This is a genomic window from Klebsiella sp. H-Nf2, assembly GCF_002806645.1.
GTDB lineage: Bacteria > Pseudomonadota > Gammaproteobacteria > Enterobacterales > Enterobacteriaceae > Klebsiella > Klebsiella variicola.
In genome coordinates this window covers 95,589-120,486 of record NZ_PIBL01000001.1, presented here as the reverse complement: position 1 = coordinate 120,486, position 24,898 = coordinate 95,589, and the positions used below count along the sequence as shown (strand labels likewise).

At 52.8% G+C, this 24,898-nt stretch carries 26 protein-coding genes and 1 pseudogene; 19 read left to right on the top strand and 8 right to left on the bottom strand.

The annotated features are described in order from the left end of the window. The first annotated feature begins 3 nt into the window (after positions 1 to 3). Positions 4 to 927, top strand: a complete 924-nt coding sequence (locus CWM58_RS00645; protein ID WP_100679954.1) for a dihydrodipicolinate synthase family protein — start codon at positions 4 to 6, stop codon at positions 925 to 927. On the opposite strand, the gene CWM58_RS00640 is transcribed toward CWM58_RS00645, so the two are convergent. After that, positions 911 to 2,008, bottom strand: a complete 1,098-nt coding sequence (locus CWM58_RS00640; RefSeq protein WP_100679953.1) for a glutamine amidotransferase-related protein — start codon at positions 2,006 to 2,008, stop codon at positions 911 to 913. The genes CWM58_RS00645 and CWM58_RS00640 overlap by 17 nt on opposite strands. A 68-nt stretch (positions 2,009 to 2,076) precedes the next feature. On the opposite strand from CWM58_RS00640, the gene CWM58_RS00635 reads away from it, so the two are divergent. Together CWM58_RS00635 and CWM58_RS00625 are read left to right on the top strand one after the other, a co-directional pair. After that, the gene (locus CWM58_RS00635; RefSeq protein WP_100679952.1) at positions 2,077 to 3,285 is read left to right on the top strand and encodes a pyridoxal phosphate-dependent aminotransferase; all 1,209 of its coding nucleotides are present in this window, start codon (positions 2,077 to 2,079) and stop codon (positions 3,283 to 3,285) included. 385 nt (positions 3,286 to 3,670) lie between these two features. Next, complete coding sequence (locus CWM58_RS00625) at positions 3,671 to 4,258, top strand: TetR/AcrR family transcriptional regulator (RefSeq protein WP_022065835.1); 588 nt, start codon at positions 3,671 to 3,673, stop codon at positions 4,256 to 4,258. Between the two features lie 26 nt (positions 4,259 to 4,284). On the opposite strand, the gene CWM58_RS00620 is transcribed toward CWM58_RS00625, so the two are convergent. Further along, a complete protein-coding gene (locus CWM58_RS00620) occupies positions 4,285 to 5,061 on the bottom strand; it encodes a BPL-N domain-containing protein (RefSeq protein WP_100679951.1) in 777 nt (258 codons plus the stop codon). 493 nt (positions 5,062 to 5,554) lie between these two features. Here CWM58_RS00620 and umuD point away from each other — a divergent pair, with 493 nt between their 5' ends. The 3 genes from umuD to CWM58_RS00605 all read left to right on the top strand — a co-directional run bounded on the left by umuD (position 5,555) and on the right by CWM58_RS00605 (position 7,745). Then, positions 5,555 to 5,974 (top strand): translesion error-prone DNA polymerase V autoproteolytic subunit, encoded by a 420-nt coding sequence (gene umuD / locus CWM58_RS00615; RefSeq protein ID WP_008807676.1) that lies wholly within the window; start codon positions 5,555 to 5,557, stop codon positions 5,972 to 5,974. Between the two features lie 2 nt (positions 5,975 to 5,976). Next, the gene (umuC, locus tag CWM58_RS00610) at positions 5,977 to 7,239 is read left to right on the top strand and encodes a translesion error-prone DNA polymerase V subunit UmuC (RefSeq protein WP_100679950.1); all 1,263 of its coding nucleotides are present in this window, start codon (positions 5,977 to 5,979) and stop codon (positions 7,237 to 7,239) included. 263 nt (positions 7,240 to 7,502) lie between these two features. Then, a complete protein-coding gene (locus CWM58_RS00605) occupies positions 7,503 to 7,745 on the top strand; it encodes a DinI family protein (RefSeq protein WP_002901096.1) in 243 nt (80 codons plus the stop codon). Positions 7,746 to 7,916: 171 nt separating this feature from the next. Here the strand turns inward: CWM58_RS00605 and CWM58_RS00600 are convergent, their stop codons facing one another. Then, entirely contained in the window at positions 7,917 to 9,053 is a 1,137-nt protein-coding gene (locus CWM58_RS00600; RefSeq protein WP_165785705.1) for a glycosyltransferase family 9 protein, read from the bottom strand. Here CWM58_RS00600 and CWM58_RS29110 point away from each other — a divergent pair. The 3 genes and pseudogenes from CWM58_RS29110 (at position 9,048) to CWM58_RS00590 (ending at position 10,367) form a co-directional block, all read left to right on the top strand. After that, positions 9,048 to 9,207: pseudogene (locus CWM58_RS29110) on the top strand (hypothetical protein). The gene CWM58_RS00600 and the pseudogene CWM58_RS29110 overlap by 6 nt on opposite strands. Positions 9,208 to 9,302: 95 nt before the next feature. Further along, on the top strand, positions 9,303 to 9,803 hold the full coding sequence (locus tag CWM58_RS00595; RefSeq protein ID WP_008807680.1) for a YbaK/prolyl-tRNA synthetase associated domain-containing protein: 501 nt from the start codon (positions 9,303 to 9,305) through the stop codon (positions 9,801 to 9,803). A gap of 117 nt (positions 9,804 to 9,920) precedes the next feature. Continuing rightward, on the top strand, positions 9,921 to 10,367 hold the full coding sequence (locus CWM58_RS00590; RefSeq protein WP_008807681.1) for a DUF441 domain-containing protein: 447 nt from the start codon (positions 9,921 to 9,923) through the stop codon (positions 10,365 to 10,367). Here CWM58_RS00590 and CWM58_RS00585 read toward each other — a convergent pair. Beyond that, positions 10,351 to 11,145 carry an AraC family transcriptional regulator gene (locus CWM58_RS00585; protein ID WP_162677727.1) on the bottom strand — a complete coding sequence of 265 codons (795 nt, stop codon included), beginning with the start codon at positions 11,143 to 11,145 and terminating at the stop codon, positions 10,351 to 10,353. The genes CWM58_RS00590 and CWM58_RS00585 overlap by 17 nt on opposite strands. 106 nt (positions 11,146 to 11,251) lie before the next feature. Between CWM58_RS00585 and CWM58_RS00580 the strand changes: the two genes are divergently transcribed. After that, complete coding sequence (locus CWM58_RS00580; protein WP_165785703.1) at positions 11,252 to 12,427, top strand: CynX/NimT family MFS transporter; 1,176 nt, start codon at positions 11,252 to 11,254, stop codon at positions 12,425 to 12,427. A gap of 31 nt (positions 12,428 to 12,458) precedes the next feature. On the opposite strand, the gene CWM58_RS00575 is transcribed toward CWM58_RS00580, so the two are convergent. After that, a complete protein-coding gene (locus tag CWM58_RS00575; protein ID WP_100679948.1) occupies positions 12,459 to 13,151 on the bottom strand; it encodes a CTP synthase in 693 nt (230 codons plus the stop codon). 145 nt (positions 13,152 to 13,296) lie between these two features. On the opposite strand from CWM58_RS00575, the gene CWM58_RS00570 reads away from it, so the two are divergent. Both CWM58_RS00570 and CWM58_RS00565 read left to right on the top strand, forming a co-directional pair. Next, a complete protein-coding gene (locus tag CWM58_RS00570) occupies positions 13,297 to 13,806 on the top strand; it encodes a DUF523 domain-containing protein (RefSeq protein ID WP_100679947.1) in 510 nt (169 codons plus the stop codon). Between the two features lie 4 nt (positions 13,807 to 13,810). Then, positions 13,811 to 14,149, top strand: coding sequence for a DUF488 domain-containing protein (locus CWM58_RS00565; protein WP_165785011.1), 339 nt, complete (start codon positions 13,811 to 13,813; stop codon positions 14,147 to 14,149). Here the strand turns inward: CWM58_RS00565 and CWM58_RS00560 are convergent. The 3 genes from CWM58_RS00560 to CWM58_RS00550 all read right to left on the bottom strand — a co-directional run bounded on the left by CWM58_RS00560 (position 14,139) and on the right by CWM58_RS00550 (position 16,078). Continuing rightward, positions 14,139 to 14,378 (bottom strand): DUF333 domain-containing protein, encoded by a 240-nt coding sequence (locus tag CWM58_RS00560; RefSeq protein ID WP_008807687.1) that lies wholly within the window; start codon positions 14,376 to 14,378, stop codon positions 14,139 to 14,141. The genes CWM58_RS00565 and CWM58_RS00560 overlap by 11 nt on opposite strands. A gap of 265 nt (positions 14,379 to 14,643) precedes the next feature. Beyond that, complete coding sequence (locus tag CWM58_RS00555; RefSeq protein ID WP_004213128.1) at positions 14,644 to 14,895, bottom strand: ogr/Delta-like zinc finger family protein; 252 nt, start codon at positions 14,893 to 14,895, stop codon at positions 14,644 to 14,646. Positions 14,896 to 14,938: 43 nt separating this feature from the next. Then, the gene (locus CWM58_RS00550) at positions 14,939 to 16,078 is read right to left on the bottom strand and encodes a phage late control D family protein (protein WP_100679946.1); all 1,140 of its coding nucleotides are present in this window, start codon (positions 16,076 to 16,078) and stop codon (positions 14,939 to 14,941) included. A gap of 154 nt (positions 16,079 to 16,232) precedes the next feature. Here CWM58_RS00550 and CWM58_RS00545 point away from each other — a divergent pair, with 154 nt between their 5' ends. From CWM58_RS00545 to CWM58_RS00515, 7 genes are all read left to right on the top strand, one after another. Then, positions 16,233 to 17,405, top strand: coding sequence for a phage tail sheath family protein (locus CWM58_RS00545; RefSeq protein WP_100679945.1), 1,173 nt, complete (start codon positions 16,233 to 16,235; stop codon positions 17,403 to 17,405). Further along, on the top strand, positions 17,405 to 17,920 hold the full coding sequence (locus tag CWM58_RS00540) for a phage major tail tube protein (RefSeq protein ID WP_100679944.1): 516 nt from the start codon (positions 17,405 to 17,407) through the stop codon (positions 17,918 to 17,920). The genes CWM58_RS00545 and CWM58_RS00540 overlap by 1 nt, the downstream gene beginning before the upstream one ends. A 45-nt stretch (positions 17,921 to 17,965) precedes the next feature. Further along, positions 17,966 to 18,283, top strand: coding sequence for a hypothetical protein (locus CWM58_RS00535; RefSeq protein WP_004131585.1), 318 nt, complete (start codon positions 17,966 to 17,968; stop codon positions 18,281 to 18,283). After that, on the top strand, positions 18,283 to 18,441 hold the full coding sequence (locus CWM58_RS00530; RefSeq protein WP_032440702.1) for a GpE family phage tail protein: 159 nt from the start codon (positions 18,283 to 18,285) through the stop codon (positions 18,439 to 18,441). The genes CWM58_RS00535 and CWM58_RS00530 overlap by 1 nt, the downstream gene beginning before the upstream one ends. After that, a complete protein-coding gene (locus tag CWM58_RS00525; RefSeq protein ID WP_100679943.1) occupies positions 18,428 to 21,403 on the top strand; it encodes a phage tail tape measure protein in 2,976 nt (991 codons plus the stop codon). Before CWM58_RS00530 ends, CWM58_RS00525 begins: the two co-directional genes overlap by 14 nt. A gap of 14 nt (positions 21,404 to 21,417) precedes the next feature. After that, positions 21,418 to 21,861, top strand: coding sequence for a phage tail protein (locus tag CWM58_RS00520; protein WP_100679942.1), 444 nt, complete (start codon positions 21,418 to 21,420; stop codon positions 21,859 to 21,861). A gap of 349 nt (positions 21,862 to 22,210) precedes the next feature. Beyond that, a complete protein-coding gene (locus CWM58_RS00515) occupies positions 22,211 to 24,820 on the top strand; it encodes an SIR2 family protein (RefSeq protein ID WP_165785665.1) in 2,610 nt (869 codons plus the stop codon). Positions 24,821 to 24,898: the final 78 nt, after the last annotated feature.

Sequence of the window (24,898 nt, the reverse complement as noted above, 5' to 3'; positions counted from 1 at the left end):
AAAATGAAAGATATCAATGAATGCCGTGAACGCCTGCGCGGTATTTTCAACATCACCGTCACCCCGTTCACCGCCAGCGGTGCGATCGACTTTCCGGCGTTACGTGAAAATATTGAACGCGTGATTGGTCTGGGTTATGACGGTCTGCTGATTGGCGGCACCTACGGTGAATTCCCGGTGATGACCGTCGAAGAACGCCGTGAGCTGTTTCATCACGTCATGGCCTGTGTGGATGACCGCGTGGCGGTCATGCTGTGCAGCGCCAGCGCCGACCCGCGCGATGCCCGTGAGCTGACGCAGCTGGCAAGCGAGCTGGGCGGCCTGCCGATGGTGACCGCGCCCTTTGTCAGCGAAATCACTGACCAACAGATCGTCAGCTACTTCAAAGAGATGGCTCCCTTATCCAAAACCGGCATCCTGGTGTACAACGCGCCGGGCATCGGCATCACCCTCTCCCCGGCGCTGCTGGAACAACTGGCAGAGATCCCCAACGTGGTCGGCATCAAACAGGGCGACCTCAACCCCACCGCCATCGACCAGATTGCCAACCGCCTGCGTGGGCGTCTGCGCCTGTTTTGCGCTTCCGATCTGGCCTTCCTCGGGCCAATGATGGCCGGGTTTGACGGCATCAGCACCACCAACAGCGGCGCGCTGCCGGAGCTGATTATCAATACCTTCCGTGCCGTGGAACAGGGCGATGCCGCCACGGCCCGCGATCTGCATCAGCTGTGGTACGCGTATCGCGCGCTGGCGCGCAAACATGGTCAGCCGCAGCTGGTGAAAGCGGCGATGGCGCTGCGCGGTTTTAACGGCGGCACCGTACGCGCACCGTTAAAACAGATCGACGACGCGGCGCTGGCGGAGCTGACTCACGTCATGTCGGCGCTTGCCAGCGACAGTCGTAGCGGCGTTACGCTGGCGCGTTAAGCGCCGCCCGTAAAAAGGCGACGAACAGCGGATGGGGCGCATCCGGGCGGGACATCAGTTCCGGGTGCCCCTGCACACCATGCCAGAACGGCAGTTCCGGCTGGGAGATGGCTTCCACGATATCGTCCGTTTGCGCACTGACGCTGACCCCGCTGCGATCCAGCGCCGGCAATAAGTCGGTGTTAAAGCAGTAGCGATGGTTGTAGTGCATTTCGCGGATATCACCGGGGATCAACCCGAAGGAAAAAGGGAATACGCCGCAGCGATGACGGCCATCGACAAAGGGAACAAAGCTGTGCAGAGCCTCATCCGGAGCCACTTCGGCGGGAATGGCTGATTCGCAACCCGGACGCCGGCGCACGACTGCGGTCATCATGCTCTGCATTCCCAGGCATAACCCCAGCGAGGGCTGTCCGCGGGCAAGCGTATCTTCCGACACGCGGATTTGTCCCTTGACGGCGGCCATCGAGGAACCGCCTGGCAACACGACGCCCTGGACGTCGTGGAGGTCGTGTAATCCAGGGGACAGACTGACCGGCGAGAAGAAATGGACATCCAGCTTCAGCCCCAGCGACGCCGCGGCATCACCCAGTGAGCCAAGCGTGGCGGGGTAGACCAGACGGTGGTCTGACTCACGGCCAATCAGTGCGATGCGCAAGGACGTCCCGGCAGAGGATGGCTCCCCGGCATCCCAGCGACCATAGCGATCGGCGGTGAGGTCTAACACCGTATGTTGCCCGTCGCTGAGCGTCAGGCGCTGGTTGCGGTCATCGCTGAACAGCCGTTGGCCCGGCAGGTCGGCGATAAGCGCTGCCTGCGAGGACGCCAGCACAATGACAGCATCTGACTCAGGCAGGCTGGCGATATCGCGCACCTCTTCACGCAGCGTATCGCTGCGCCAGAGGCCGCTGGTCACGCAGTACCCGGCACGAATGACGTGCTGATGGCTGTCGGGAACATCGCCGGCGAAGTCGGGGCGAAGGCTCCAGAGAGGCAGTCCAAGACGATTAGCCCACAGGCTGGCGGTAATACCGTAGCGAGCGGGCACAGAGGTGTTATCGAGAATAAAGATCGGTGACACGGCGAGTTTCCTGCTGAGGTTGGGGACCTAATTGTATTAATTGAATCATTAGATACAAAAGAGGATTTATGAATAACAGTCAAATCGCCCGTCGTATGCAATCTGTACGCCCTTCACCGACAGCGGTCATTTCTGACCAGGTACGGGCACTGGAAGCCGCAGGCAAGCCGGTTATCAACCTGGGCGAAGGAGAACTGGATTTTGCTACCCCGGCCCATATCTGCTATGCGGGAATTGAAGCGATCGTGCATCATCAGACTAAGTATACCGCCGTTTCCGGCACCGCCGCGTTAAAGGAGGCCATTGCCGCCAAGTTCGCTCGCGACAATCAGTTGCATTACCGTCCGCAAGAGATCATCGCAGGCAGTGGCGCCAAGCAGCTTATTTTCAATGCTTTTCTGGCCACCCTCGACGCCGGGCAGCAGGTCATCATTCCCGCCCCCTACTGGGTCTCGTATCCGGATATGGTCTCTCTGGCCGATGGCGAACCGGTGATTGTGCCCTGTGATGAACAAAACGGCTGGAAGCTGACGCCGGAACAACTGGCCGCCGCCCTCACCCCATCAACGCGCTGGCTGATCCTCAACTCGCCGGGCAACCCGACGGGGGCGATTTACAGCGAGCAGGAACTGCGTGCCCTGGCTGCGGTGCTGGCGGATTACCCACAGGTGCTGGTGATGGCCGACGATATTTACGAGCCGCTGCGCTATGACAATATCCCTTTTACCACTTTTGCCCAGGCCGCCCCGCAGATGGTTTCGCGTACCCTGACGGTAAACGGTGTGTCCAAAAGCCACGCCATGACCGGCTGGCGTCTGGGCTATGCGGGAGGGCCGCAATGGCTGATTGCCGCCATGCAGATCCTGCAATCACAAAGTACCTCCAACCCCAGCAGTATTTCGCAGGCTGCGGCGGTCGCAGCGCTTACCCATTCAGCCAATTTCTTCGACGGCTGGCTCAACGTGTTAGATAAACGCCGCCAGCAGGTGCTGGGAATGATTGCCGCCACCGATGGCCTGAGCGCCACCACTCCCCAGGGGGCATTCTATGTGTTTGCCAACTGCCAGGCGCTTATGGGCCGGGTAACCCCTGGCGGCGAAATCCTTCGCGACGACAGCGCGCTGGCGAACTGGCTATTAGAACAAACCCAGGTGGCCGTTTTACACGGCTCCGCGTTTGGAATGCCGGGGTATTTGCGTATTGCGTATGCGGTAGAAGATGGCCTGCTGACCCAAGCCTGCCAGCGGATAGCGGGCGCCTGCGCGCAATTGCGTTAAAGGCGTGTGGTGGCGCAGCGGCTACCCACGCGGCGGCATACCACGCTCGGTCTGAAAAATGCCGTGCTTATCGCCTACCTTGCCGATAAGCACGTTGTCATCACGATAGCTCGCCGGGTAATCGCGACGTTCTCTTTCCCGGTTTCCACTCCACCGTTGCGGCCGCCACCGCACGCGGCAGGAATAGCATCCTGCGCATAGCTAATAATAAAGCAAACTCCTTGCAGCTGAATTTATACCAGACCCACAAAATAGATTTTCGTTATTTTGTTAATGCTATATAAAACACAATGCTAACAGCTATCCCCGAATGTTGAACACGTGCAAGGTTTCAGAAATTATGATATAGTTCGTGCTTTAATGGATAGTGATTAAGGTTGAAATATTGAAAACGGCCAATTTTTCTGAGTTGATAAAAATAGCAGCGCTACAACTGTTCAGAGAAAAAGGGTTTAGCAATGTCTCAACCCGTGATTTGACGCAAAAAATGAATATTTCCAGAAGTCATATCTATCACTATTATCGAGACTGGGAAACGCTCAAGAAATCCACTATTCAGTATATGTTTGAAAATGACATACAAGAATGTCATGCGTTTTTAAACGCGTCAGAAAAAATGAGCGCTAGTGAAAGAGTAAACCTCTATATTAGAACGCTGTTACCCGATGCACCTTCGGCACACTGGCTGCTCTACCTTGAACTATGGCCAATGGCAGCACGCGATGCGGATTATGCTAAATTAGTGCACGACCACTCCCTGCAATGGATCACTATTCTTGAAGGCATCATTAGCGTAGGGATGCAGGAAGGCGAGTTCCTTGCGGAAAACGCCGCTACCTCAGCCAGACAAATAAACACATTAATTGATGGGTATTCCAGCTTGCTGATCCTCGATTATTCAGAAGACAGACGCAGCATTTTTCTTAATGAAATATCTGAGCTTGCCTTTAAAATACTTAAAAAGGATTTCTGAGTGGGTGAAGCAAGGTACCATATCAGTTAACTCTTTTTTATATTGAGATAACTTAAAATACGCTGCATTTTACTTTCTGCCGTCGTATTTCCTGGCGCAGTGCTGTCTATCCAGGTCTCATCGGCTTCAGGATGCGGACCTGACAGGATGATATTTCCCTTGCCATACCGGTACTTACCAATGGCGATATCTCCATTCTTGTAGTAAGCGATCGGCTGGAATCCAGTACTTGAGATACTACTGTTGAGATAAGGCCCATCCTGGTAGTAAAAAGGCTCTTGTTTATTATTCCATGTCAGTTGCAAGGTATAATCGCCTTCATCAACGGCCTGCGAACCGGGTCTCCCCACCCCTGACTCTAAAGGCGCATCAATAAGCCCTATCCAGTCTTTGTCGGCAAGATAGGCCCCCATACAAAGACCAAGAAAAGATTTGCCGCTTTTCACAAAATTACGGATAGCCTCTGCCCCTTCATCACCCAGGGCTTGATAAGATCCGGGTATATCCTGACCACCGCCAGGTTGAATATAGAGATCGAATTTTTTCAGTGTTTGCGCATTTAATTTCAGCTTTTCTTTTTCGCCAACATAAGAAATGTGCAGAGGCAGACCTGTCGCGACCAGCGATTTTACCACCATTTCAGAACAACCCGGGCACCCGGCCTCCCCGCGATAAACGGCGACATTATAACTCTCTGATTGCGAGGGCTTTGCCTGCACCGATGCGGTGAAAAAGGCGAAAGAAAAGGCAACTGTTAGTATTTTTTCTTTTTTAAGTCTGGTGCCCTGGAAAAAAATTTTCATGTCAGTAGATCCCCTGGTTATGTAGTGTCATGGTTAATCACAGCGTATCACTTTTGGATCCCGCAGATGATGACGGTAAATTAGAGCACTTGCTCAAATTTATCCTCAACCTCAAATTTGTCAAGACGTTTTAGTTAAAATAAATAATGTTTCTTTATTCTGTAAGGTAAAGGCGACAATATTTTATAAATATCTTTTAATGAGATATTCTCATATCTTATTGTCTTCTCAATAACATTAAATACCGAAGCGAGGGTGAAAAAAGAGTCGATCATGCTCCATGTAATACCGCGGTCGTCTTACCGGGCAAACGTCAACGTAGGCGTACTGGTCTCGCTACACAGCGATTGCAGTTCAGTAACAGCACCACATGCATGCTTTACATAAATCATCATTATATTCATACAGTTATAAAAACAACGTCACATGCGCCTTGATCCATCAGCACATTCAATAATACTGTATATAAAAACAGTATTCGAGGATCGATACCATGCAGTTTACTCGGCCAACTGAGATTTCGCCCCCACTCATGCTCCCCCTCTTCTCCGAGAGGGTGCCCTGCGGATTTCCCAGCCCCGCTCAGGATTATGTTGAGGACAGGCTGGATCTCAATAAATTATTGATAAAACATCCGAGTGCTACTTACTTCATCAAAGTCAGCGGAGAGTCTATGCGTGATGCCGGCATCAGTGATGGAGACCTTTTAGTGGTTGACCGCTCACTGTCTGCCGTCCATGGTGATATCGTCATTGCGGCTATCGCAGGTGAATTCACCGTGAAAGAACTTCGCACTCATCCTTTTTTACAGCTAGTGCCGCACAATCGCGATTACGCTTCCATTTCGTTTCATAATGCCGAAGAATTAGAAATATTTGGCGTGGTCATTTTTAGCATTAAAGCGCATAAATAATTATGTTTGCCCTCGTCGATGTCAATAATTTCTATACTTCTTGTGAAACGGTTTTTCGCCCTGATTTAAAGGGGAAGCCTATTGTGGTCGTATCCAATAATGATGGTTGCATTATTTCTCGCTCAGCCGAGGCAAAATCCCTCGGTATAAAAAATGGTGAGCCTTTCTTTAAAATAAAAAATAACCCTTATTATTCCACTGTTCATTTTTTCAGTTCTAACTATGCGCTTTATGCCGACCTCAGTGACCGTGTTATGCAAACGCTCACGGCAATGTCTCCATCAATAGAAATCTATTCCATCGATGAAGCCTTTATTAATTTATCCGGAGTAATGAATTGCGTCCCCTTACCCTCCTTCGGCCATGAAATAAGAACTCACGTATTGAAAAATACTGGCTTAACGGTGGGCGTAGGTATTGCGCAAACCAAGACATTAGCCAAGCTCGCTAACCATGCCGCGAAGACATGGCGCGGCACTGGCGGCGTTGTCGACCTATCCAATATTGTTCGCCAACGCAGGCTACTCGCCCTTGTCCCTGTTGAAGAGGTCTGGGGCGTTGGGCGAAAAATGAGTAAAAAACTTAATTTAATGGGTATTAATACCGCTCTGGATCTGGCAGAAAGCTCATTATGGGTCATAAAAAAGCACTTCAATGTGGTGCTGGAAAGGACCGTTCGCGAACTGCGTGGTGAGCCATGTTTTGAGCTACAAGAATTTTCCCCAACAAAACAACAGATTATTTGTAGTCGCTCTTTTGGCAACCGGGTAACGCAGTATTCAGATATGCATCAAGCCATTTGCGCCTATGCTGAGCGAGCAGCAGAAAAATTACGCACTGAGCATCAATTTTGCCGCTTCGTTAGCGTATTTGTTCGGACGAGTCCGCACGCCGTTAATGAAACCTATTATGGCAATCAAGCGTCAATGAAGCTATTAACGCCGTCTAATGATACCCGTGACATTATAAATTGTGCCACAAACTGCCTGCAGAGAATTTGGATTGATGGTTATCGATATATGAAAGCCGGTGTTATGCTTGCTGATTTTTTCAGTAATGGCATAGCGCAGCTAAACTTATTTGACGATAACGCGCCGCGCAAAAACAGTGCTGCGTTAATGGACGTTATCGACCAATTAAATCAATCCGGGAAAGGAAAAGTCTGGTTTGCCGGTCAGGGGATCGAAAAGTCCTGGGCGATGAAGCGTGAAATGCTTTCCCCGGCTTACACCACCCGATATTCAGACCTACCCGTCGCGAAATGAATGTACGCAGGTAATGACATCGCTTCGGGTGAAGGTCACTGCGTTTACCAGGCCTACGCAATCAGCGATAACGCCTTTGCAGCGCGGAAATCCCCTCCGCTCGTCAATGAGGCCTGCCTGACCGCCGGCGGACGAGGTGCTGCTTTTGCGCGCAGCCCGTCTCCCGCGCGAGGTTGCGGATGAGCAGCACCGCGGCATTCACTTGACACTGTACATTAATACAGTAAAACTATCGCCCGCGATCAGCATACAGAGGACAGAAGATGTTTGTGGAACTGATTTATGACAAGCGCAATTTTGCCGGGCTGCCGGGTGCCAGAGAGGCCATTCTTAACGAACTGACCAAACGCATGCAGCGCATTTTCCCGGAAGCGGAAGTGCGGGTGAAGCCGATGATGACGCTGCCGGCGATCAACACCGACGCCAGCAAGCATGAAAAAGAGCTGATCAGCCGTACGGTGCAGGAGATGTTTGAAGAAGCGGATATGTGGCTCACTGAAGAGTGATGCCGCCCGTCGTTGGCGGCGGCCATCTCTTTAAGAGCTTTCCCGGATGTGGCAGAGCAGCGGGAAACAGTACAATAGCGGCGGTTGCAGACTGGCAATGCAACCTTCGCTCACCTGCTGGCTCTTGCATACGGCCAGCAGGTGAGCCCTACCAACCTCCCCTCATCGCCCTCACAGCGTCTCCGGTAGCGCCGCCATCATCCGATCCACCAGCTCGCGATGCTGATGGACCTTCCCGCATTTAACAATGATCTGTCTGGCGTTGTCATAGCCCGGGGCCCACAGCCGGTTATTGAGCAGAACGTCCTTATAGACCGCGATCAGCGGTTTGTTCCACGCCGCCGCCATATGCACCACCGAGGTGTCCGGGGAGATAATCAGCTCCGCCTGGGCAATCAGCGCCATCGCATGGTGCAGCGTGTTAAACGGATTAATCACCACCTCCGGCGGCAGCGGGATGCGGATCTCACGCCGATGATCGAGCAGAATAACCGCCAGCCCCGGATGGCGAGCCCGCAGCTTGTCGAGCAGTTCGGCCAGCTGCGTCTGGGAGAGACTCCGGTCGGCATGGCCGGCAAAAATATTAATCACCACCGCTTTTCCGCTCAGCGACGCCAGATACTGCGCCACCTCCTGCGTAATCGGCGCGGGCACCGCCAGGTCGTAAGTGTCCAGACCGCGAGTGTCCAGTTTGAGATAGTCGGCGATCAACGCGAACGTTTTCGTCACGTGCCAGTGCTGGCAGTCAAAATCAAAAGAATGAGAGTAGTGTTTAATCGATGGCCATTTATTAAACCCGAGCACTGATTTGGCTTTTATTTGTCGGAAAAGCCGCAGGCGATGCACGGGAATATCGAACAGCGAAGGGTCAATAATAATATCGTACTTATTATTAGCCAGTTCATTAATGACGTCGCGGGGAACGTTATGGTTAAATTTACGCAAAAAGTCAGCGGAATTGACCGGCTCAGCTTCATAAATATGGCGGATCCGCGGGTTATAGCGCATCACCTGGCTGTTAGAGGTCGTCAGTAGAAAATCAACGATATAACCTGACTGATGCAGGCATTTTACCAGCGCGGAATCCACCACCACATCGCCGACCGCCCCCTCATTGCGCATGAGTAAGACAGTTTTCGCGGACGACAAATCCACCGGCTGACGGCGTCGGCGGTCCCAGAGCGCTTTCGCCACTCCCACCCGCAGGGCATTACGTACTTTCTTAGTAAAGTAATTCCGCCGTCTGTTGAGCTCCCTTATTTTATTAAACTTCTTGCGTGGGGAACCCTGCATGGTTGCATCGTGCATCATCCTAACCTCATTACGGCAATTATTAATATTCTGTGTCGTCCGATAGAGACTGAGCGAAATAAAAAAAGTTCGATTGAAAATGAAAATCATTCTTTTTTTTATTTACAAAACTCATCTGCTGCGCCTGCGAGATTGCACCACAGCACTGTGAAGCAATAATGAGCGAATGGTGAATTTCCCGGCCCACCGTTGGCAGGCTGACACAACAGCGCTAAGCTGGCTGCTTGATGATGTCAGGAGGACGCTATGCTTGAAGCAGTAGAAGGTAATATCCACCAGCGGCTGTGTGCGCTGCTCGACGAACACCAGGCGCGCTACCGGGTGATGGCGCACGACGCGGTCGGCCAGTGCGAAGCCGTCTCGGCGATCCGCGGCACCGCGCTTGGCCAGGGCGCAAAAGCGCTAGTCTGTAAAGTAAAAGGAAACGGCGTCAACCAGCATGTGCTGGCGATCCTCGCCGCCGATCAGCAGGCCGATCTCGCCAGCCTGGCCCGGCATATCGGCGGCAGCAAAGCCTCGCTGGCCAGTCCGGCGGAAGTGGATGCCCTCACCGCCTGCGTGTTCGGCGCCATTCCCCCCTTCAGCTTCCATCCGGCGCTGCGGCTGGTGGCCGACCCGCTGCTGTTTGAGCGCTTTCCACAAATCGCCTTTAACGCCGGACGCCTGGATCGGTCGATCATTCTCGATACCGAGGATTATTTACATATCGCCCGACCGGAGATCGCGACCTTTCGCCGCCTTAGCTAACCGGGCATCCGCCCTGATTTTCGCCGCATGGCGTAAAAATCCTGTTTATTCACGCCACGATGCGTAGAGTAAGCGGGATATTTTTTGGCTTTCTTTTTTTGGCAAGGACCTCTGTACATGTTTGATACCACCCTGTTGATCCTGCTGGGTCTGGCGGCGCTCGGCTTTATCAGCCATAACACCACCGTAGCGATCTCCATCCTCGTGCTGATTATCGTGCGCGTCACACCGCTGAATACCTTCTTTCCCTGGATTGAGAAACAGGGGCTGACCGTCGGGATCATTATTTTAACCATCGGCGTGATGGCGCCTATCGCCAGCGGTACGCTGCCGCCCTCGACGCTGATCCACTCCTTTATGAACTGGAAATCACTGCTGGCGATTGCGGTCGGGGTGTTTGTTTCGTGGCTCGGCGGTCGCGGCGTAGCGCTGATGGGCACCCAGCCGCATCTGGTAGCCGGGCTGCTGGTCGGCACGGTACTCGGCGTCGCCCTGTTTCGCGGCGTCCCGGTCGGGCCGCTGATTGCCGCCGGGATCATCTCATTGTTTATTGGGAAGTCGTAGCCAGGCTGCCGTGATAGCGGCCCGGCGTCTGTCCGAGCCCTTTTTTAAACATAGTGATGAAGGCGGTGGTGGAGTCGTAGCCCAGCGCCTGAGCCGTTTGCTGCACCGTTTGCCCGCGGATCAGCAGCTGCAGCGCGAGGATCAGCTGCAGCTGATGGCGCCAGCGGCGAAAGCTCAGCCCCGTTTCACGCACCACCAGGCGGGCCAGATTGCGCTCGCTCATCGCAAACACCGCCGCCCACTGGCTCAGGGTCTGCCAGCGCGCCGGATCCTCGGCCATCATCGTCACCATCTGACGAATTTTCGGGTGGTTTGATACCGGCAGCTGCAGGTGCTCCTGCGGCTGCCGGGGCAGCTCATCAAACAGAACCTGCACCAGCCGGGCCGTGGCAGGGGCGGCCAGCGACTCCCCGCCGCGTTCCGCCAGGGTGAGGATCAGCTCACGCACCAGCGGAGAAATCTTCAACGTACAGCAGCGATCCGGCATCGGCGCGGCGCCCGGCTCGATGAACAGGAAGCACACCTGGGCGCCGGGGGTGGCGCGGTTACTGTGGGAAAGCTGTCCCGGGACCCACACCGCATACTGCGGCGGCACCATCCACATCGCGTTCTCCACCTCGCAGGTCAAGGCGCCGTGCAGGGCGAGGATCAGCTGCCCCTTACGGTGGGAATGCGCCGGAATATACTGCTCCGCCTCCACCACCTGAATACGAAAGGCAATGGCCGATTCGTGGCCACTGTCCGGTTCATAACCATCCAGACCCAGTCCGATCATCATGTTGTCCGATATTAGCGATAATCTGTCATTTTAGCTTGATTTAAACAGGAGACAAAGTCGCTATCGTAACCCCCTCGTTAGTTACCTTGAGAATGATATGTCTTCTGTGATCTCCTCTACCGGCCGCCGCCCCGCGCTGCTGATTGCCGGTATCTTGCTCATCGCCACTACCCTGCGCGTGGTCTTTACCGGCGCGGCGCCGCTGCTGGACGCGATTCGTAGCGACTATAGCCTGACCACCGCGCAGACCGGGTTGCTCACTACCCTGCCGCTGCTGGCCTTTGGCCTTGTCTCGCCGCTGGCGGCAGGGGTTGCCCGCCGGTTCGGCATGGAGCGCAGCCTGCTGCTGGCGATGCTGCTGATCTGCGCCGGCATTGCCCTGCGCTCCCTGCCCTCCGCTGCACTGCTGTTTATCGGCACGGCGGTGATCGGCTGCGGTATTGCGCTGGGCAATGTCCTGCTGCCCGGACTGATTAAACGGGATTTCTCGCAGCATGTCGCGCGGATGACCGGCGCCTATTCCCTGACGATGGGTGCGGCGGCGGCGCTCGGCTCGGCGCTGGTGGTTCCTGTGGCGATGGCCGGATTCGGCTGGCGTGGCGCGCTGTTGCTGCTGATGATCTTCCCGCTGCTGGCGATCCTCAGCTGGCTGCCGCAGTCCCGGCGCCGGGCGGAGGCGCCATTGACCGGCTCAGGCGCCATGCACAACCGGGGGATCTGGCGGTCGGCGCTGGCCTGGCAGGTGACGCTGTTCCTCGGCATCAACTCGCTGGTCTATTACGTGATTATCGGCTGGCTGCCGTCGATTCTGCAGAGTATGGGCTATAGCGAAGCGCAGGCCGGCTCGCTGCATGGCCTGCTGCAGCTGGCGACCGCCGCGCCCGGTCTGGCGATACCGTTGATCCTGCATCGGCTGCGCGACCAGCGCGGGATCGCGGTGCTGGTCGCCCTGATGTGCGCCATCAGCGCCGCCGGGCTGTGGCTGCTGCCAGGGCTGGCGATCGGCTGGACGCTGCTGTTCGGCTTTGGCTCCGGAGCTACCATGATCCTCGGCCTGACGTTTATCGGCCTGCGCGCCAGCTCGGCGCACCAGGCCGCGGCGCTGTCAGGGATGGCGCAGAGCGTCGGCTATCTGCTGGCCGCCTGCGGGCCGCCGCTGATGGGCAGGATCCACGATGCCAATGGCGACTGGCATATTCCGCTGCTGGCGGTGGCGCTGATTTCGCTGGTGATGGCGGTCTGCGGCGCCCTCGCCGGACGTGACCGGGAAATCCACCCCTGAAGATGACCGGCAGCGCCCGCTGCCGGTGGGTTTATTGTGCCGCGGCGCGCAGCAGCGCCTGTACCAGCGGCGAAGGACGCCCATCCAGCGCGTGGCGTTCATGCTGGAACAACGTGGCGACAAAAAACGGGTGCGTCACCAGCTCGACGGCGCGGATCTCGCCCTCTTCATCCCAGCCGGTGACGCGCAGATCGCCCTGTTCCAGCTCTCCGGCAAACGCGCTGTCCACCCCGTACCGGCAGTGGTAGCCCTCTTCAATGCTCTCCCGGCCATAGGCGCGGGCAATCAGCGTATTCGCCCGCAGCTCGACGACGGCGGAGGTCTCCACCAGCGAACAGCTGAGGGGAGCAATCACCATCCGCCCTTCGTTGTCAGTTTCCGCATGACCAGCATCCTGCCAGCCGAGCACGTTACGGGCGTATTCAATCACCGCGTGCTGAAAGCCGCCGCAGGTGCCGAGGAAAGGGATGCCGTTTTCGCGGGCATAGCGGATCGCGGTAAAGGCCCCCTCCGGATGACGATACGGGCTACCGGGAACGACCCAGATGGCATCGTAATCGGCCAGCGCATCGCCGGAGACAATCGACGGGGTGGCGAGCCAGTCATATTTCACCGGCTGCTCCAGCACGGCGGCAGCATCGTCTATCGCCAGGGGAATGGCCTGATGGGCAACAATATCGGGGTGATAATCGCCGACGAGGGCGAGGCGTAAAGGGGTTTTCATAGCAGGTTCCTTATGTCTGGACGAGACGAGCAGCACAAGGCACGTCAGGATAGCGATCCCTCCTGTGGAACACAATCCTTATTTTCGCCCCACCGCCCCCGCCGGCGGGTAAGGTATACTGGAGCAAGCGTGAAAGGGAGAAAGGATGAAAAGTAAGCTTTTGGTCAGCGCCTGCCTGATGGGATTCCAGGTGCGGTATAACGGTAGCGAGAAGGCACAGCTGGCGGCGACGCTGTCCCGCTGGCAGCAGACGGGGCGGCTGGTGATCCACTGCCCGGAGCTGGCGGCCGGTCTGTCCACGCCCCGTCTGCCGGCGGAGATCGTCGGCGGCGCCGGCGGGGATGTACTTACCGGGCGGGCGCGGATCGTGGAAAGCGACGGCCGCGATGTCACGGGACATTACCAGCTGGCCGCCTGGCTGGCGCTCAGCGCCGCCCGGGAAGCGGGCTGTCAGGCAGCGTTACTCACCGATGGCAGCCCTACCTGCGGCAGCCAGTTTGTCTATGACGGTTCCTTTCGCGGACGACGCAAAGCGGGCGCCGGGGTCGCGGCCAATCTGCTGCGCGCTCACGGCATCACGGTATTTTCCGACGGGCAAATCCCGCAGTTGCTCGCCTGGATGGCACAGAGGGAGCAGGATGATGATTCAATGTAAACGGGTGTATGACCCGCAGGAAAGCAGCGACGGCTACCGGGTGCTGGTCGACCGTCTCTGGCCGCGGGGGATGAAAAAAGAGGCGCTGGCCTGTGATGAATGGTGTAAGGCGTTAACGCCTTCCGCTGAGCTGCGAAAAGCCTTTCACGGCGAGGCGATCGATTTCGCCCACTTCAGCCAGCGTTATCGCCAGGAGCTCGACGCCCATCGTGAAACGGGACTGCGGCTGGCGGCGCTGGCGCAGCGCCAGCCGTTGACGCTGCTGTACGCTGCGAAGAACACCGAGCAGAATCATGCCCGGGTGCTGGCCGCCTGGCTGGCGGCCCTGCCGGTTACGATTTAGCCGGATGATCCCGACGCCACAGCGCCCACTCGTCGAGGGTTTCGCCGCTGGGTAGTTTGCACTGGGTGCTGACGCCCTGCGGCGTTTGCACCGGCACCCGGGTACCGCCGGATTGCTGACAGTACACCGACGCGGGATTGGCCATGCCGATGGTTTTCGTCGGCGCGGTGGACTGCGGCTGGGCACAGCCGGCTAATACCAGTGGCAGAATAGCCAGTAACTTTTTCATCGTTTCTCCCTTTCCTGAATGCCCGGGGATTTTAGCCTGAATCTCCACGTTTTCTCCATCTTGCCTGCACTTTTCCCCCGTAGAGTAGCCCCTGTTCTCGAACTGACCAGAGAACAGATCATTCCATAATCAATGAGTTTTTCCCCGTCGCCCCCGACGGGGCTTTTTTTTGGGATTTAATAAATTGAAATAAAAGGATTTATTTCAAAAGTGTCCACATATCGACCACATTGACAAGAATAGCCCCCTTTCCAGGGGGCTATTTTTATACTGCAAGACTAAGTTGACTGTTCCCGTAATGAGAAGCCGGGAAAGCGTCGCCGGGGATGAATCCTGGCGGCAATGGATCTGCGCTGGTTGAGCGCTTCGTTACTCTGCGCTCTACGGTGTTAAGTGTCGTGAATGACTCACTGCATTCAAGATTCTGGCATTGATGATATTGCCGGATGGTGAACTCGCTTAACCGGCGGCTGGTGCGGGTACGGGCGTTTGCGCCGCAGTAGGGACAAACAAACATGATGATCTCCCATAGGGAGTTGAACTCACGCCTATTATGGCCGCTACTGTTCAGTTTCTGCAATCCAGTCGCTTATTTTCGCCTCAAGCTCCATTTTCGTGGTAAATCCGTTATCACCGATTACATGTTCCGCTCTGGCAATGATCCAATCCTGAGTATCGATTTCAGGCTTAAAGCCCGACACGTTCAGATGCATACCAGGGTATAAATCAGCGCGGCCGCGCGCCAGGGTTATCGAAAACTGTGCCGCGCCTTTCTGGAGCTGTATCCATTTTGCCGCAGCTGCGCGCCTGGCCGCCGTTTCGTTCTGATAGGTTTTACGCAAAACATACACGTTACCTTCAGCGCCCTCCATGTAATCCCCTTCCGGGCGGCTGCTTTTCTCCTTAGCCTTTTTTCTGGCAGTATTTGTTTTGCGCTTAGTGACCTTGACCGGTTTTTTCTTGCCGAAATTAAGATCCAGCCAGTACGCCCGCACGCCGGTGTAAGCATCGCGATCGGCAATGCGGAACCTGTGACGATCTCCGCTGGCACGGGTTATCTCAGCCGATGGCAGCGCCCTGCCGGATGCACTGACGCCGCCCCCAGGCAGGATAAACAGCAGACAGCCATTTTTCACGGTGGCAATGGCCCCCAACATCTCCGCCATGCGCGTTAAAAACGACATGTCACTCTCTTCGGTCTGATCCGCATGGTCAATCTCAATGTCGATCAGAGCCTCGCTAATCATTGGCTTCAGGTCATAACGCCGGGCTATGGCCGATACCACCCGCTCTACCGTCACATCATGCCAGGACACCTCCCGCCTGACGTTCATCTCTTCGCGAAAATCAGCGCTGTGCGCGGTGATGTCGATAACATCCGGCGGCCCGCTATGCCCAACCTCGTCAACGGTGTAGAGACCTTTGTAGATCAACGCCTCACCCAGCCAGCCGATGGACACCGCCAGCTCCGCACCACGTGGGGGTAAATCTGTTACCCCGTCAGAATCATCTACTGACAGGGTTAGCTGGTCAGCATCAAAACCGTTGTTATCTGTCACAGATAGCGAGGTGATGCGGTCGGCCAGTTCGGTCAGGGCTACCCCACCCAACGTGATGCTAAAATCCGGTGTCTTTACGACCTCACTTAATTTTTCTACATACGCTTCGGCTGCTGTTGTCAGCGTGTCTGCTATCGACATAACTCCCCCGTTTTTTGCTGATGATTCCATGCCCGCGCGCGGGGCTGAATCCCTTTTTGTTGTCAGCGAACGGGCAGACCGGCAACCAGGCGACGCCAGCAGACTTAACGTTGAATATTGCCCTGAACTCAAAGAGCAACATGATGGTGAACTTATGTCTGAAACTCGTTTTCACGGCGTCCGCTCTCGCGAAAATACCGACCTACAGCAGGCAATCAATGACATTGATTCCAGCGTAATCGGTATTGTTGCGGTTGCTGATGACGCCGATCCGGAAACTTTCCCGCTCAATACGCCGGTTCTGCTGACACGGGTACGTAACGTCCTCGGCAAGGCAGGTAAAACCGGGTCACTTTACAAAGCCCTCAAAGCCATTTCCGATCAGTGCAGCCCGCGCGTTGTGATTGTCCGGGTGAAAGAGGCTTCCGGTAACGGCGCCAATCAGTCCCAGGCCATTATTGGCGGAACAGATGGCGACAGCTATACGGGAATGTATGCCCTGCTGACGGCGGAGGCCAAAACCGGCTATCGCCCGCGCATCCTGGCGGTGCCGGACTACGACACTGCGGAAGTGACGTCACAGCTTTGCGTGATTGCCCAGAATCTTCGGGCTTTTGTTTATGCCGGTTGTAACGGCTGCGCGACCATGGCGGAGGCTATCGCTTATCGCAAAACCTTCGCTTACCGCGAGCTGATGCTGATCTGGCCGGACTTTATCGCTTACAACCCCCTGACGGATGATAACGAAACGTTTCCTGCCCCGGCATACGCCTGCGGCCTGCGCGCCGCTATTGATAACAGCCAGGGCTGGCACAAATCACTGTCCAACGTTGTAGTGAATAACGTTCTGGGTATTTCGAAAGATGTGTTCTGGGCATTGCAGGCAGAAGACAGCGACGCCAACGAGCTGAACAACAACGAAATCACAACGCTTATCAAGCGTGACGGTTTCCGCTTCTGGGGTAACCGCACCACGGACACCGAAACCTACACTTTCGAGGTTTTCACCCGTACCGCGCAGATCCTGGCGGACAGTATTGCGGAGGCGCAATTTACCTCTGTTGACAGCCCGCTAACTCCGGCCAACGTGAAAGATGTGGTAAGCGGCATCCGCTCTGCTCTCAGCAAAAAAGTCACTGCCGGCCAGCTTATCGGCGCTGACTGCTGGTATGACACGCTGGACAACGGCACCACGGATTTGCGCCAGGGAAAACTGATTGTGCGCTATAGCTACAGCCCGGTCCCACCGCTTGAAGATCTGACGCTATACCAGACCTTTACTGATGATTTTTACGAACCGGCGTTCGCGTCGCTCGGGGGTGAATAATGGCTATTCCTCACAAACTGCGGCTTTTTAGCTGCTTTGTTAACGGCGACAACTATCTGGGAAAAGTGACCTCTTTCACTCGCCCCAAACTGTCACGAAAGGTAGAGGACTATCAGGGCGGTGGCATGCTGGGTGCGGTCGGTGTTGATCTCGGCCTTGAGGCTGGCGCGCTGGATTCCACCATTGTATTTGGTGGTGTCATCAAAGCACTGTTTCTCGAATACGGGGCAGAAATTGACGGCACGCGGCTGCGCTTTGCGGGTGAATATTTCACAGATGGCGAAAGCCAGCTTGTCGAGGTGGAGCTGCGCGGGCGATTTACTGAACTCGACGGTGGAGACTCAAAACAGGGAGAAGATTCGGAGGAAAGCTACACCTTTAAATCCACCTACTACAAATTCTCCATTGATGATCAGCCCATTATCGAAATCGATCTGCTGAATTTCATCTACAAAAAGAACGGTCAGAACATGTTCCCGGACCGCATCACCTCCGCCCTTGGCATGGGCAATTAATAACCTTTCAGAGGGTGGCAAAGATGCCGCCCGGAGATTTTTAACATGGCTAAAAAAACTAAAAACCTGTTCACGCTGATGCAGCCAGTAGTTCGTAAAGACAGTGAGATTGGTCAGGTGGAAATCACCGGCGCCATCAGTCAGGCCGGATCGTTGCGCGGCCTGAATCTTATCCGCGTTGCCAATATGGATGCAGACTCAATTGCCACGCTGTTGACGCGAGTCACCGCGCCTGCGCTGACACAAAAAGAAATTAACGAAATGCACACTCTGGACTTTATCGGGCTGGCAGAGCTTCTGGTCCCTTTCTTGAATCCGCCGGAGCCTGGAGCGTCGAATGTGGCGGAGACGGAGAGCGAGTAATCACCGTCGCGTTTGACCAGATCGACGATCTGGTTGCTGATATAGCCGTTATTTTTAACTGGCCGCCCTCTGAAGTTTTCGGCATGGATCTTGGCGAGGTGATAGCCTGGCGCAAGCGGGCGGCGCTTCGAAGTGGTGCCAGTGATGAAGAGTCTTGATATACGCGTTGCTTTCAGCGCGATCGACAGATTTACCCGCCCCGTTAATGCTGCCCGCCAGAGTGCGGGCGGCCTTTCCGATTCCCTCAGAAAAACACAATCCACCCTGAAAGGGCTCGATAAGAGCAGTACCACTTTTCAGCGAATGACCGCGGCCGTCGGCAAAACCGATCGTTCCATCTCACGTGCCCGTGCCCGCTTTGATGGCTTGTCAGAAGCACAACGTAAAAACGGAACGCTGACGGAAAAACAGCAAATACTGATGTCCCGATTGGGTGAGCGGCTTGATCGGTTGACCGCAAAACGCGTGACGGAAGTGGCCCGCCTCCGTGAGAGTGCATCAGCCCTGCGCCAGCATGGCGTCATGCTTTCCGGTAGTAGCGCCACCATCGGTAACGCGATACGCCGCACAGAACAATACAACCAATCCCTTGAACGGGAAAAACGGCAACTTGCTGCAGTCACTCAAGCTCGTAAACGTTACGAGGGTGCACAGCAGATGGCCGGGAAGTTGCGCTCTGGCGGTGCCATAGCATTAGGTACAGCAACCGCTGCCGGGTATGGCGCCGGACGCTTCCTGTCGCCTGCGGTTGGTTTTGATGAGGAAATGTCAAACGTCCAGGCGCTGACGCGGCTCGATAAAAGCGATTCGCAGCTGGCCGCCTTGCGCACTCAGGCAAAAAAACTCGGTGCTGAAACCGCCTTCACCACACGTGACGCCGCCAGCGGCCAGGCCTTTCTGGCAATGGCGGGCTTCACGCCAGATGCTATCCGTGCCGCACTGCCCGGCGTGCTCAATATGGCGCTGGCAGGCAGTATGGAACTGGGTGAAACGGCAGACATCGGCTCAAACATTCTTTCTCAGTTTTCCCTCGATGCCGGAGAAATGGACCGCGTCAGCGATGTGCTGACAGGTACATTTACCCGTACCAATACCACGCTTAGCAGCCTCGGCGAGACAATGAAAGTTGTCGGGCCGGTAGCCGCGGGACTAGGAATTAGCCTGGAAGAAGCCGCAGCTATGACCGGCACGCTGGCGCGCGTGGGTATTCGCGGTAGCGAGGCCGGTACTGCAATGCGTCGCTCCCTCTCCCGCCTGGCCTCCCCTACTACGGCAGCCAAAAAGGCACTCAAAGAGCTGGGAGTGGAAACTGCCGACGCGAGCGGAAAAATGCGACGTCCGTTCGATATTCTTCTCGATCTACAAAAACGCGTTTCCCGCTTTGGCGAGGTGGATCAGGTTTCATTTTTCAAAGATATCGCCGGAGAAGAGGGTTTTACGAGCCTCCAGTCTTTGGTCAACGGCGCAGGTGATGGTTACCTCCAGTCACTCTATGAACAAATTGCAGAAGCACATAAAAATCAGGAGGCGTTCGCCGTCGCTAACAAGAAGAAAGACAACCTGGGCGGCGATTTGAAGGAACTGGACAGCGCGTGGGAGGCGTTCCGCATTTCTGTGGCGGAGACAGTAGACGGCCCATTGCGCAGACTGACACAGGGGCTTAGCCGGGTTATTGGCACTGTTCAAAGCTGGGTAGAGGAAAACCCCAGACTTTCACAAACGTTGTTACTCGCCGGCGGGACTGCACTGGCACTGACCGCAGTAATTGGCGGTATGTCATTGGCTGCTGGTCTGCTGATAGGTCCGCTGGCGAAGCTCAGACTGGGGTTTGCGCTTCTGTCCGGCGGGAGAGGAATCGGAGGTACGGTATCAGCGTTCCGCATGTTGAGTGCTGCGGGCGGTAGCTCACTGGTAAAAATTAGCGGATGGGGTGCTTTACTCAGCGGCCTGGTCGGACGCCTCGGCGTATTAACCAGATTGATGGTACCACTGCGCGGTGCGTTACTTGGCGCCTTTACCTCTCCGGTGACTGCTATCAGCGCCCTGTCAAAAAGCATTGGCGGGCTGGCACTGCGGCTAACCGGGATCCCTGCTATCTTCGGCATTGTGAAAGGCGGAATTGCGGCGCTGAGTGGCAGCTTATCAATGCTATTGAGCCCAATCGGCTTAGTGGGTGCTGCGTTTGTAGCGGCTGGGGTACTGATCTGGAAATACTGGGGACCAATTAAGGCCTTCTTTAGAGGTTTTTTTACAGGCGTCATCCAGGGGTTAGCGCCAGTTTATAACGCATTTTCCCGGCTGGCGCCCGTTTTCGGGGTCATTGGGGATGGCGTCAAAAACGTCTGGAACTGGTTTAAAAAAGTATTAACGCCCGTTGAGGAGAGCCGCGAGGCGCTAAACAAATGCGCCAGCGCCGGACAGACTTTTGGCGAAGTCCTGGGGACCGCACTTAGCGTTCTGCTTTGGCCGCTTCAGAAGTTAATGGAAGGCGTCGGCTGGTTACTGGAGAAGCTCGATCTCATCCCCGATGGCATTGAAAGAGCCAGGCTGGAAGCGGCCAGACTCAGGGCTATTCCGGTTATGTGGGAATGGGATGAAAAATCCGGGCGCATGGTTAAAAGGGAGTGGCAATGGTCATCTGAAAAACCTGCAAGCAAAGGCAGCGCCCCGCCGCCCAATGTGCTCGGGGGCAACTCTGGAACAGAGCGGCGGCTGGGCCAAATCGCGGATAACACCAAAGGCCTTTTAGATGAGGAAAAGCGCAAACGTATCGGGCCGGGTGACATTGTATTTAAAAATCTCCCTCCAGCCCTTGCAGTACGTGGTGAATGGCAGGAGTCGAAGCTTGTCCGCCAGTCTGTCAGCGCTCGCCCGGTTATTGCCGCTGGCGAACCATTGATAAAACAGACGCAGGCATGGCAACCGGTACGCCGAAATCAAAGCACCCACACGGCGGCTGCGGCTCAAGGTAATAGTTTTTCCGGTGATATTCACATCCATCTGCACGGCATTCAGAGCAGCAATCCGCGCGAACTGGCGCGACTTGTTGGCGAAGCGGTACGCAAAGAAATTGAAAAACAGCAACGCGCTACCCGGGGTTCGTTCCGGGATCATGATTAACAGGAATTATAGCTATGATGATGGTATTCGGACTTTTTGTATTTGAACTCAGGACACTGCCCTATCAGCAATTGCAGCTGTCCCGTGACTGGCGGCACGTTAAGAATGATCGCGTGGGCCGTAGTGCAAAGTGGCAGTACGTTGGCGCCGGTGAGAACCAGCTGACGCTTGGCGGGCTACTGTATCCTGAAATCACTGGAGGCAACCTGTCTTTGGGTGCTGTCTCGACAATGGCCTACACCGGGCTAGCCTGGCCGCTGATCGATGGCGTCGGGTCCATTTACGGGATGTATGTCATCACGGGCTTGCAGGAAACGCATCAGGAGTTTGATCGCTATGGCAAAGCTAAAAAGATAGAGTTCACGCTTTCGTTGCAGAGGGTTGATGAAGATATCAGGGAGCAGATGCAAAGTGCATCAGCAAGGGATCTGATGGAGCTCTTTAAGGAAAGTCATTAGACTGCATCATACACATATCGTGATACGGCCAAGTGCTTATATCCTTAGATACTTCGTAACTAATGAGGGCAACAATTGATTGCGAGGAAGATAGTGATAAAGAACGTTTTTGTATTAACTCAAACTTGACTAAGCATCTTTCCAGTACTATAAACAAGGAAATCCAGCAGCGGTCTGCGGGTGAAGCACGATGGCGTAAAATAATACTTTTTACTTGCTAGATCGCTTCTTTAGGGGCAGCGATTTAAATTTTCCCACAAAAAAAACCTTAATAGCAGCGCAGCTAATTTTATTGCCAACTTTAAGGTTAGCAAGACGAGATATATTATTCCTAATAAGGGGGTACACTTTGAACACTTCTGATCTATTTGAACAAATACCATCAAAACGCAGGTCTTTAAAAGATCTCGCAACCTATATCAAAACAAAATCTGGAAATAGCCCCAACTATTCTATTTTTTTAGGAGCTGGTGCTTCGGTAACCTCAGGAATAAGTTCTGGTACACAATTAGTTGAAGAATGGAGGAAGGAAATTTACGAGCTTTCTTCTTCATCCGCCTACACAGACGTAAAAACTGCACGACAATATTTAATTGATAAAGAGTCGTCCTGGTACGACCCAACTAATGAATATTCTTCATTATTTCAAAAAAAATTCGACTTACCAGCACAGCGAAGAAGGTTCGTAGAGAAACAAGTTGACTCTAAGCTTCCATCTATTGGTTATTCATATTTAGTGAGTCTCTTTCAAAGTGCATATTTTGATACTGTTTTTACAACAAACTTCGACGATCTGATAAATGAGGCTTTCTATCAATTCTCAAGAGAACGTCCAACCTTATGTGCTCATGACTCATCAATAAAAGGAGTCTCCGTTAATTCCTCAAGACCCAAAATAATAAAAGTTCATGGGGATTATCTTTTCGATAGTATAAAAAGCACACTTAACGAGACTGAATCACTTGAAATCAACACCAAAGAAAAACTAATTGAATTCACAAAAAAATACGGGATGATATTCATCGGTTATGCAGGCAATGACAGATCTATTATCGATGTAATCAACTATCTACTAAGGCAAGACGAGTTTTTAGGCAATGGTATTTACTGGTGCATCAGGAAGAACGACGAGATAAATCCCGATCTTCATAAAATACTAAAAAGAGAAAGGGTCTACTATATAGAAATCGATGGATTTGATGAAGCGTTAGCGGAACTACATCATCATATAATTGGAGAGGGTTTATCATTAGAGTCTAATTTCAAATCTACGAAACGCGAAAGCATGTTATCAAACTTTATTGAAGACTCATATAATCTGTCCAAGAATAAATATATAGCTCAAGATATTGAAAAACTTAAAAATCACACAAATAGACTTGATATATCTAATTTAATAAATGAACTATCTAGCGAAAACTATATTAACAAAGCTGGGTTTACAGAGGTAGATTTTAGAAACCTTTTATCTTTAGATATGCTAATGAAAAACAAAAAGTTTGATGAGGCAGAGAGTGAAGCAACCAAATTATTTTCTTTATGTAGTTCTGATGACTTAAAAAACTCTTACCTCTCACGGTTAATAGAAATTTATCATCAACAAGAAAAATATGATCTTGCCTTAGAGCAAGCTGACATTACTATCGAGATGGATGAATATAGCATTAAAAACAATTTAAGGAAGCTTTCCCTTTTGCGTGATTCAGATAGCAAAATGGAATTCATAACTCTTTTACTAGAAAAATTTAAATACAGTTATGAAATAAAGAATCAATTTGTCATTGAAAGTTTAAATCATAGATTTTCTAAAAATTTCAAAAAGGATGTTTCTCTAGAAAACTTAATGAAGAAACTTGAATCTAGTTTAAATATAAATCCCAGCCTAGAAAATAGAGCTTGGGATTTAAAAAGAAAAACTTTAGAAGCCATCAAAGACACTACTGACAACACCAAGGAATACAAGGAAGAACTAAACAAATTAGTCGAAGAGATGAATAAAAGAAACCCTACGCACATACATACTCTAGAAATGAGAATGAATGCATGCATCCAAGATGCTGACATTGAAAAGGCCATTGCACTTCTTAAAGAGTTAGGTGATTTTTATAAAACATCATCAAATAAAAAAAAGGAAAAACTTTTTGAGCTAATGATAAATATAAACAGGAAACTTTCTTCATTTAGAGATAGAGTGAAAGCATTAGAATGTAGCAAAGAGCTCTTAGAAAATTACAACTATAAATTTGAACAAACTGAAAGCGCATTACCTTATTTATTTAAGGCGGAGTATTATGTGTCTTATGATCGTGATCTAAAAATGGCAAAGGACTTTATATTAAAAGCTATAGAGTGTGATGATGTATGTGATTGGGCGCAATCATGCTTAGACATATTGATGTATGGTCAGGCTGACTTTGTCAATGGAATGAAATTATTGGAAAAATGCAAGCCTGACATCAAGGAATCAAAATATTATCTTATGTTATCTCAAATTAATGTTGAGCGTAATGACTTCGAAGAGGCAAATAAAGCAATTGATAAAGCACTAGCATCTAATATAAATTACGATGATTACTTGATAAATAAATCATTTATTTATCTTCACGAGAATGCAAACCAGAAAGTATTAAATCTCCTTTCACATGAAATATCTGAATTAGCGCCAGGATCAGGAAAAGAAGCACTAGTCATAAATAGAGAGCTAGCAAATAAACGTGCCACATCAAAAATCAACAAAATCGACCTTCAAAATGTAATTGGCCGTGATAAAAAGGGGCCAGCCAGTGTGGCTGCTCATATTCTTCTTGATGAAGATATTGCAGCAAGACGACTTCTTGACGAAATTATTAACACCGACTTCTCATACTATTATACGTTTATGAGGTGGCCTGTTATACCTAAGAAACTCCTGGAAAAATATCAGACTACTTGCGTAGCAACTGATAAACTCTCAGCTTAATTTCCCCTCTAACGATTCCCATGTTAACTCATGGGAATCTCATTTATGTTACAAAAGACGCATATAGAGCCTAATAAA

Excerpts from the sequence above, each read along its gene's own strand:
- CWM58_RS00560 (WP_008807687.1), bottom strand. The coding sequence starts at position 14,378 with ATGAAAAAGTTACTGGCTATTCTGCCACTGGTATTAGCCGGCTGTGCC.
- CWM58_RS00520 (WP_100679942.1), top strand. The coding sequence starts at position 21,418 with ATGATGATGGTATTCGGACTTTTTGTATTTGAACTCAGGACACTGCCC.
- CWM58_RS00555 (WP_004213128.1), bottom strand. The coding sequence starts at position 14,895 with ATGTTTGTTTGTCCCTACTGCGGCGCAAACGCCCGTACCCGCACCAGC.
- CWM58_RS00535 (WP_004131585.1), top strand. The coding sequence starts at position 17,966 with ATGGCTAAAAAAACTAAAAACCTGTTCACGCTGATGCAGCCAGTAGTT.
- CWM58_RS00570 (WP_100679947.1), top strand. The coding sequence starts at position 13,297 with ATGAAAAGTAAGCTTTTGGTCAGCGCCTGCCTGATGGGATTCCAGGTG.
- CWM58_RS00605 (WP_002901096.1), top strand. The coding sequence starts at position 7,503 with ATGTTTGTGGAACTGATTTATGACAAGCGCAATTTTGCCGGGCTGCCG.
- CWM58_RS00540 (WP_100679944.1), top strand. The coding sequence starts at position 17,405 with ATGGCTATTCCTCACAAACTGCGGCTTTTTAGCTGCTTTGTTAACGGC.
- CWM58_RS00550 (WP_100679946.1), bottom strand. The coding sequence starts at position 16,078 with ATGTCGATAGCAGACACGCTGACAACAGCAGCCGAAGCGTATGTAGAA.
- CWM58_RS00645 (WP_100679954.1), top strand. The coding sequence starts at position 4 with ATGAAAGATATCAATGAATGCCGTGAACGCCTGCGCGGTATTTTCAAC.
- umuC (WP_100679950.1), top strand. The coding sequence starts at position 5,977 with ATGTTTGCCCTCGTCGATGTCAATAATTTCTATACTTCTTGTGAAACG.
- CWM58_RS00525 (WP_100679943.1), top strand. The coding sequence starts at position 18,428 with ATGAAGAGTCTTGATATACGCGTTGCTTTCAGCGCGATCGACAGATTT.
- CWM58_RS00585 (WP_162677727.1), bottom strand. The coding sequence starts at position 11,145 with ATGATGATCGGACTGGGTCTGGATGGTTATGAACCGGACAGTGGCCAC.
- CWM58_RS00545 (WP_100679945.1), top strand. The coding sequence starts at position 16,233 with ATGTCTGAAACTCGTTTTCACGGCGTCCGCTCTCGCGAAAATACCGAC.
- CWM58_RS00620 (WP_100679951.1), bottom strand. The coding sequence starts at position 5,061 with ATGAAAATTTTTTTCCAGGGCACCAGACTTAAAAAAGAAAAAATACTA.
- CWM58_RS00600 (WP_165785705.1), bottom strand. The coding sequence starts at position 9,053 with ATGCACGATGCAACCATGCAGGGTTCCCCACGCAAGAAGTTTAATAAA.
- CWM58_RS00635 (WP_100679952.1), top strand. The coding sequence starts at position 2,077 with ATGAATAACAGTCAAATCGCCCGTCGTATGCAATCTGTACGCCCTTCA.
- CWM58_RS00590 (WP_008807681.1), top strand. The coding sequence starts at position 9,921 with ATGTTTGATACCACCCTGTTGATCCTGCTGGGTCTGGCGGCGCTCGGC.
- CWM58_RS00575 (WP_100679948.1), bottom strand. The coding sequence starts at position 13,151 with ATGAAAACCCCTTTACGCCTCGCCCTCGTCGGCGATTATCACCCCGAT.
- CWM58_RS00595 (WP_008807680.1), top strand. The coding sequence starts at position 9,303 with ATGCTTGAAGCAGTAGAAGGTAATATCCACCAGCGGCTGTGTGCGCTG.
- umuD (WP_008807676.1), top strand. The coding sequence starts at position 5,555 with ATGCAGTTTACTCGGCCAACTGAGATTTCGCCCCCACTCATGCTCCCC.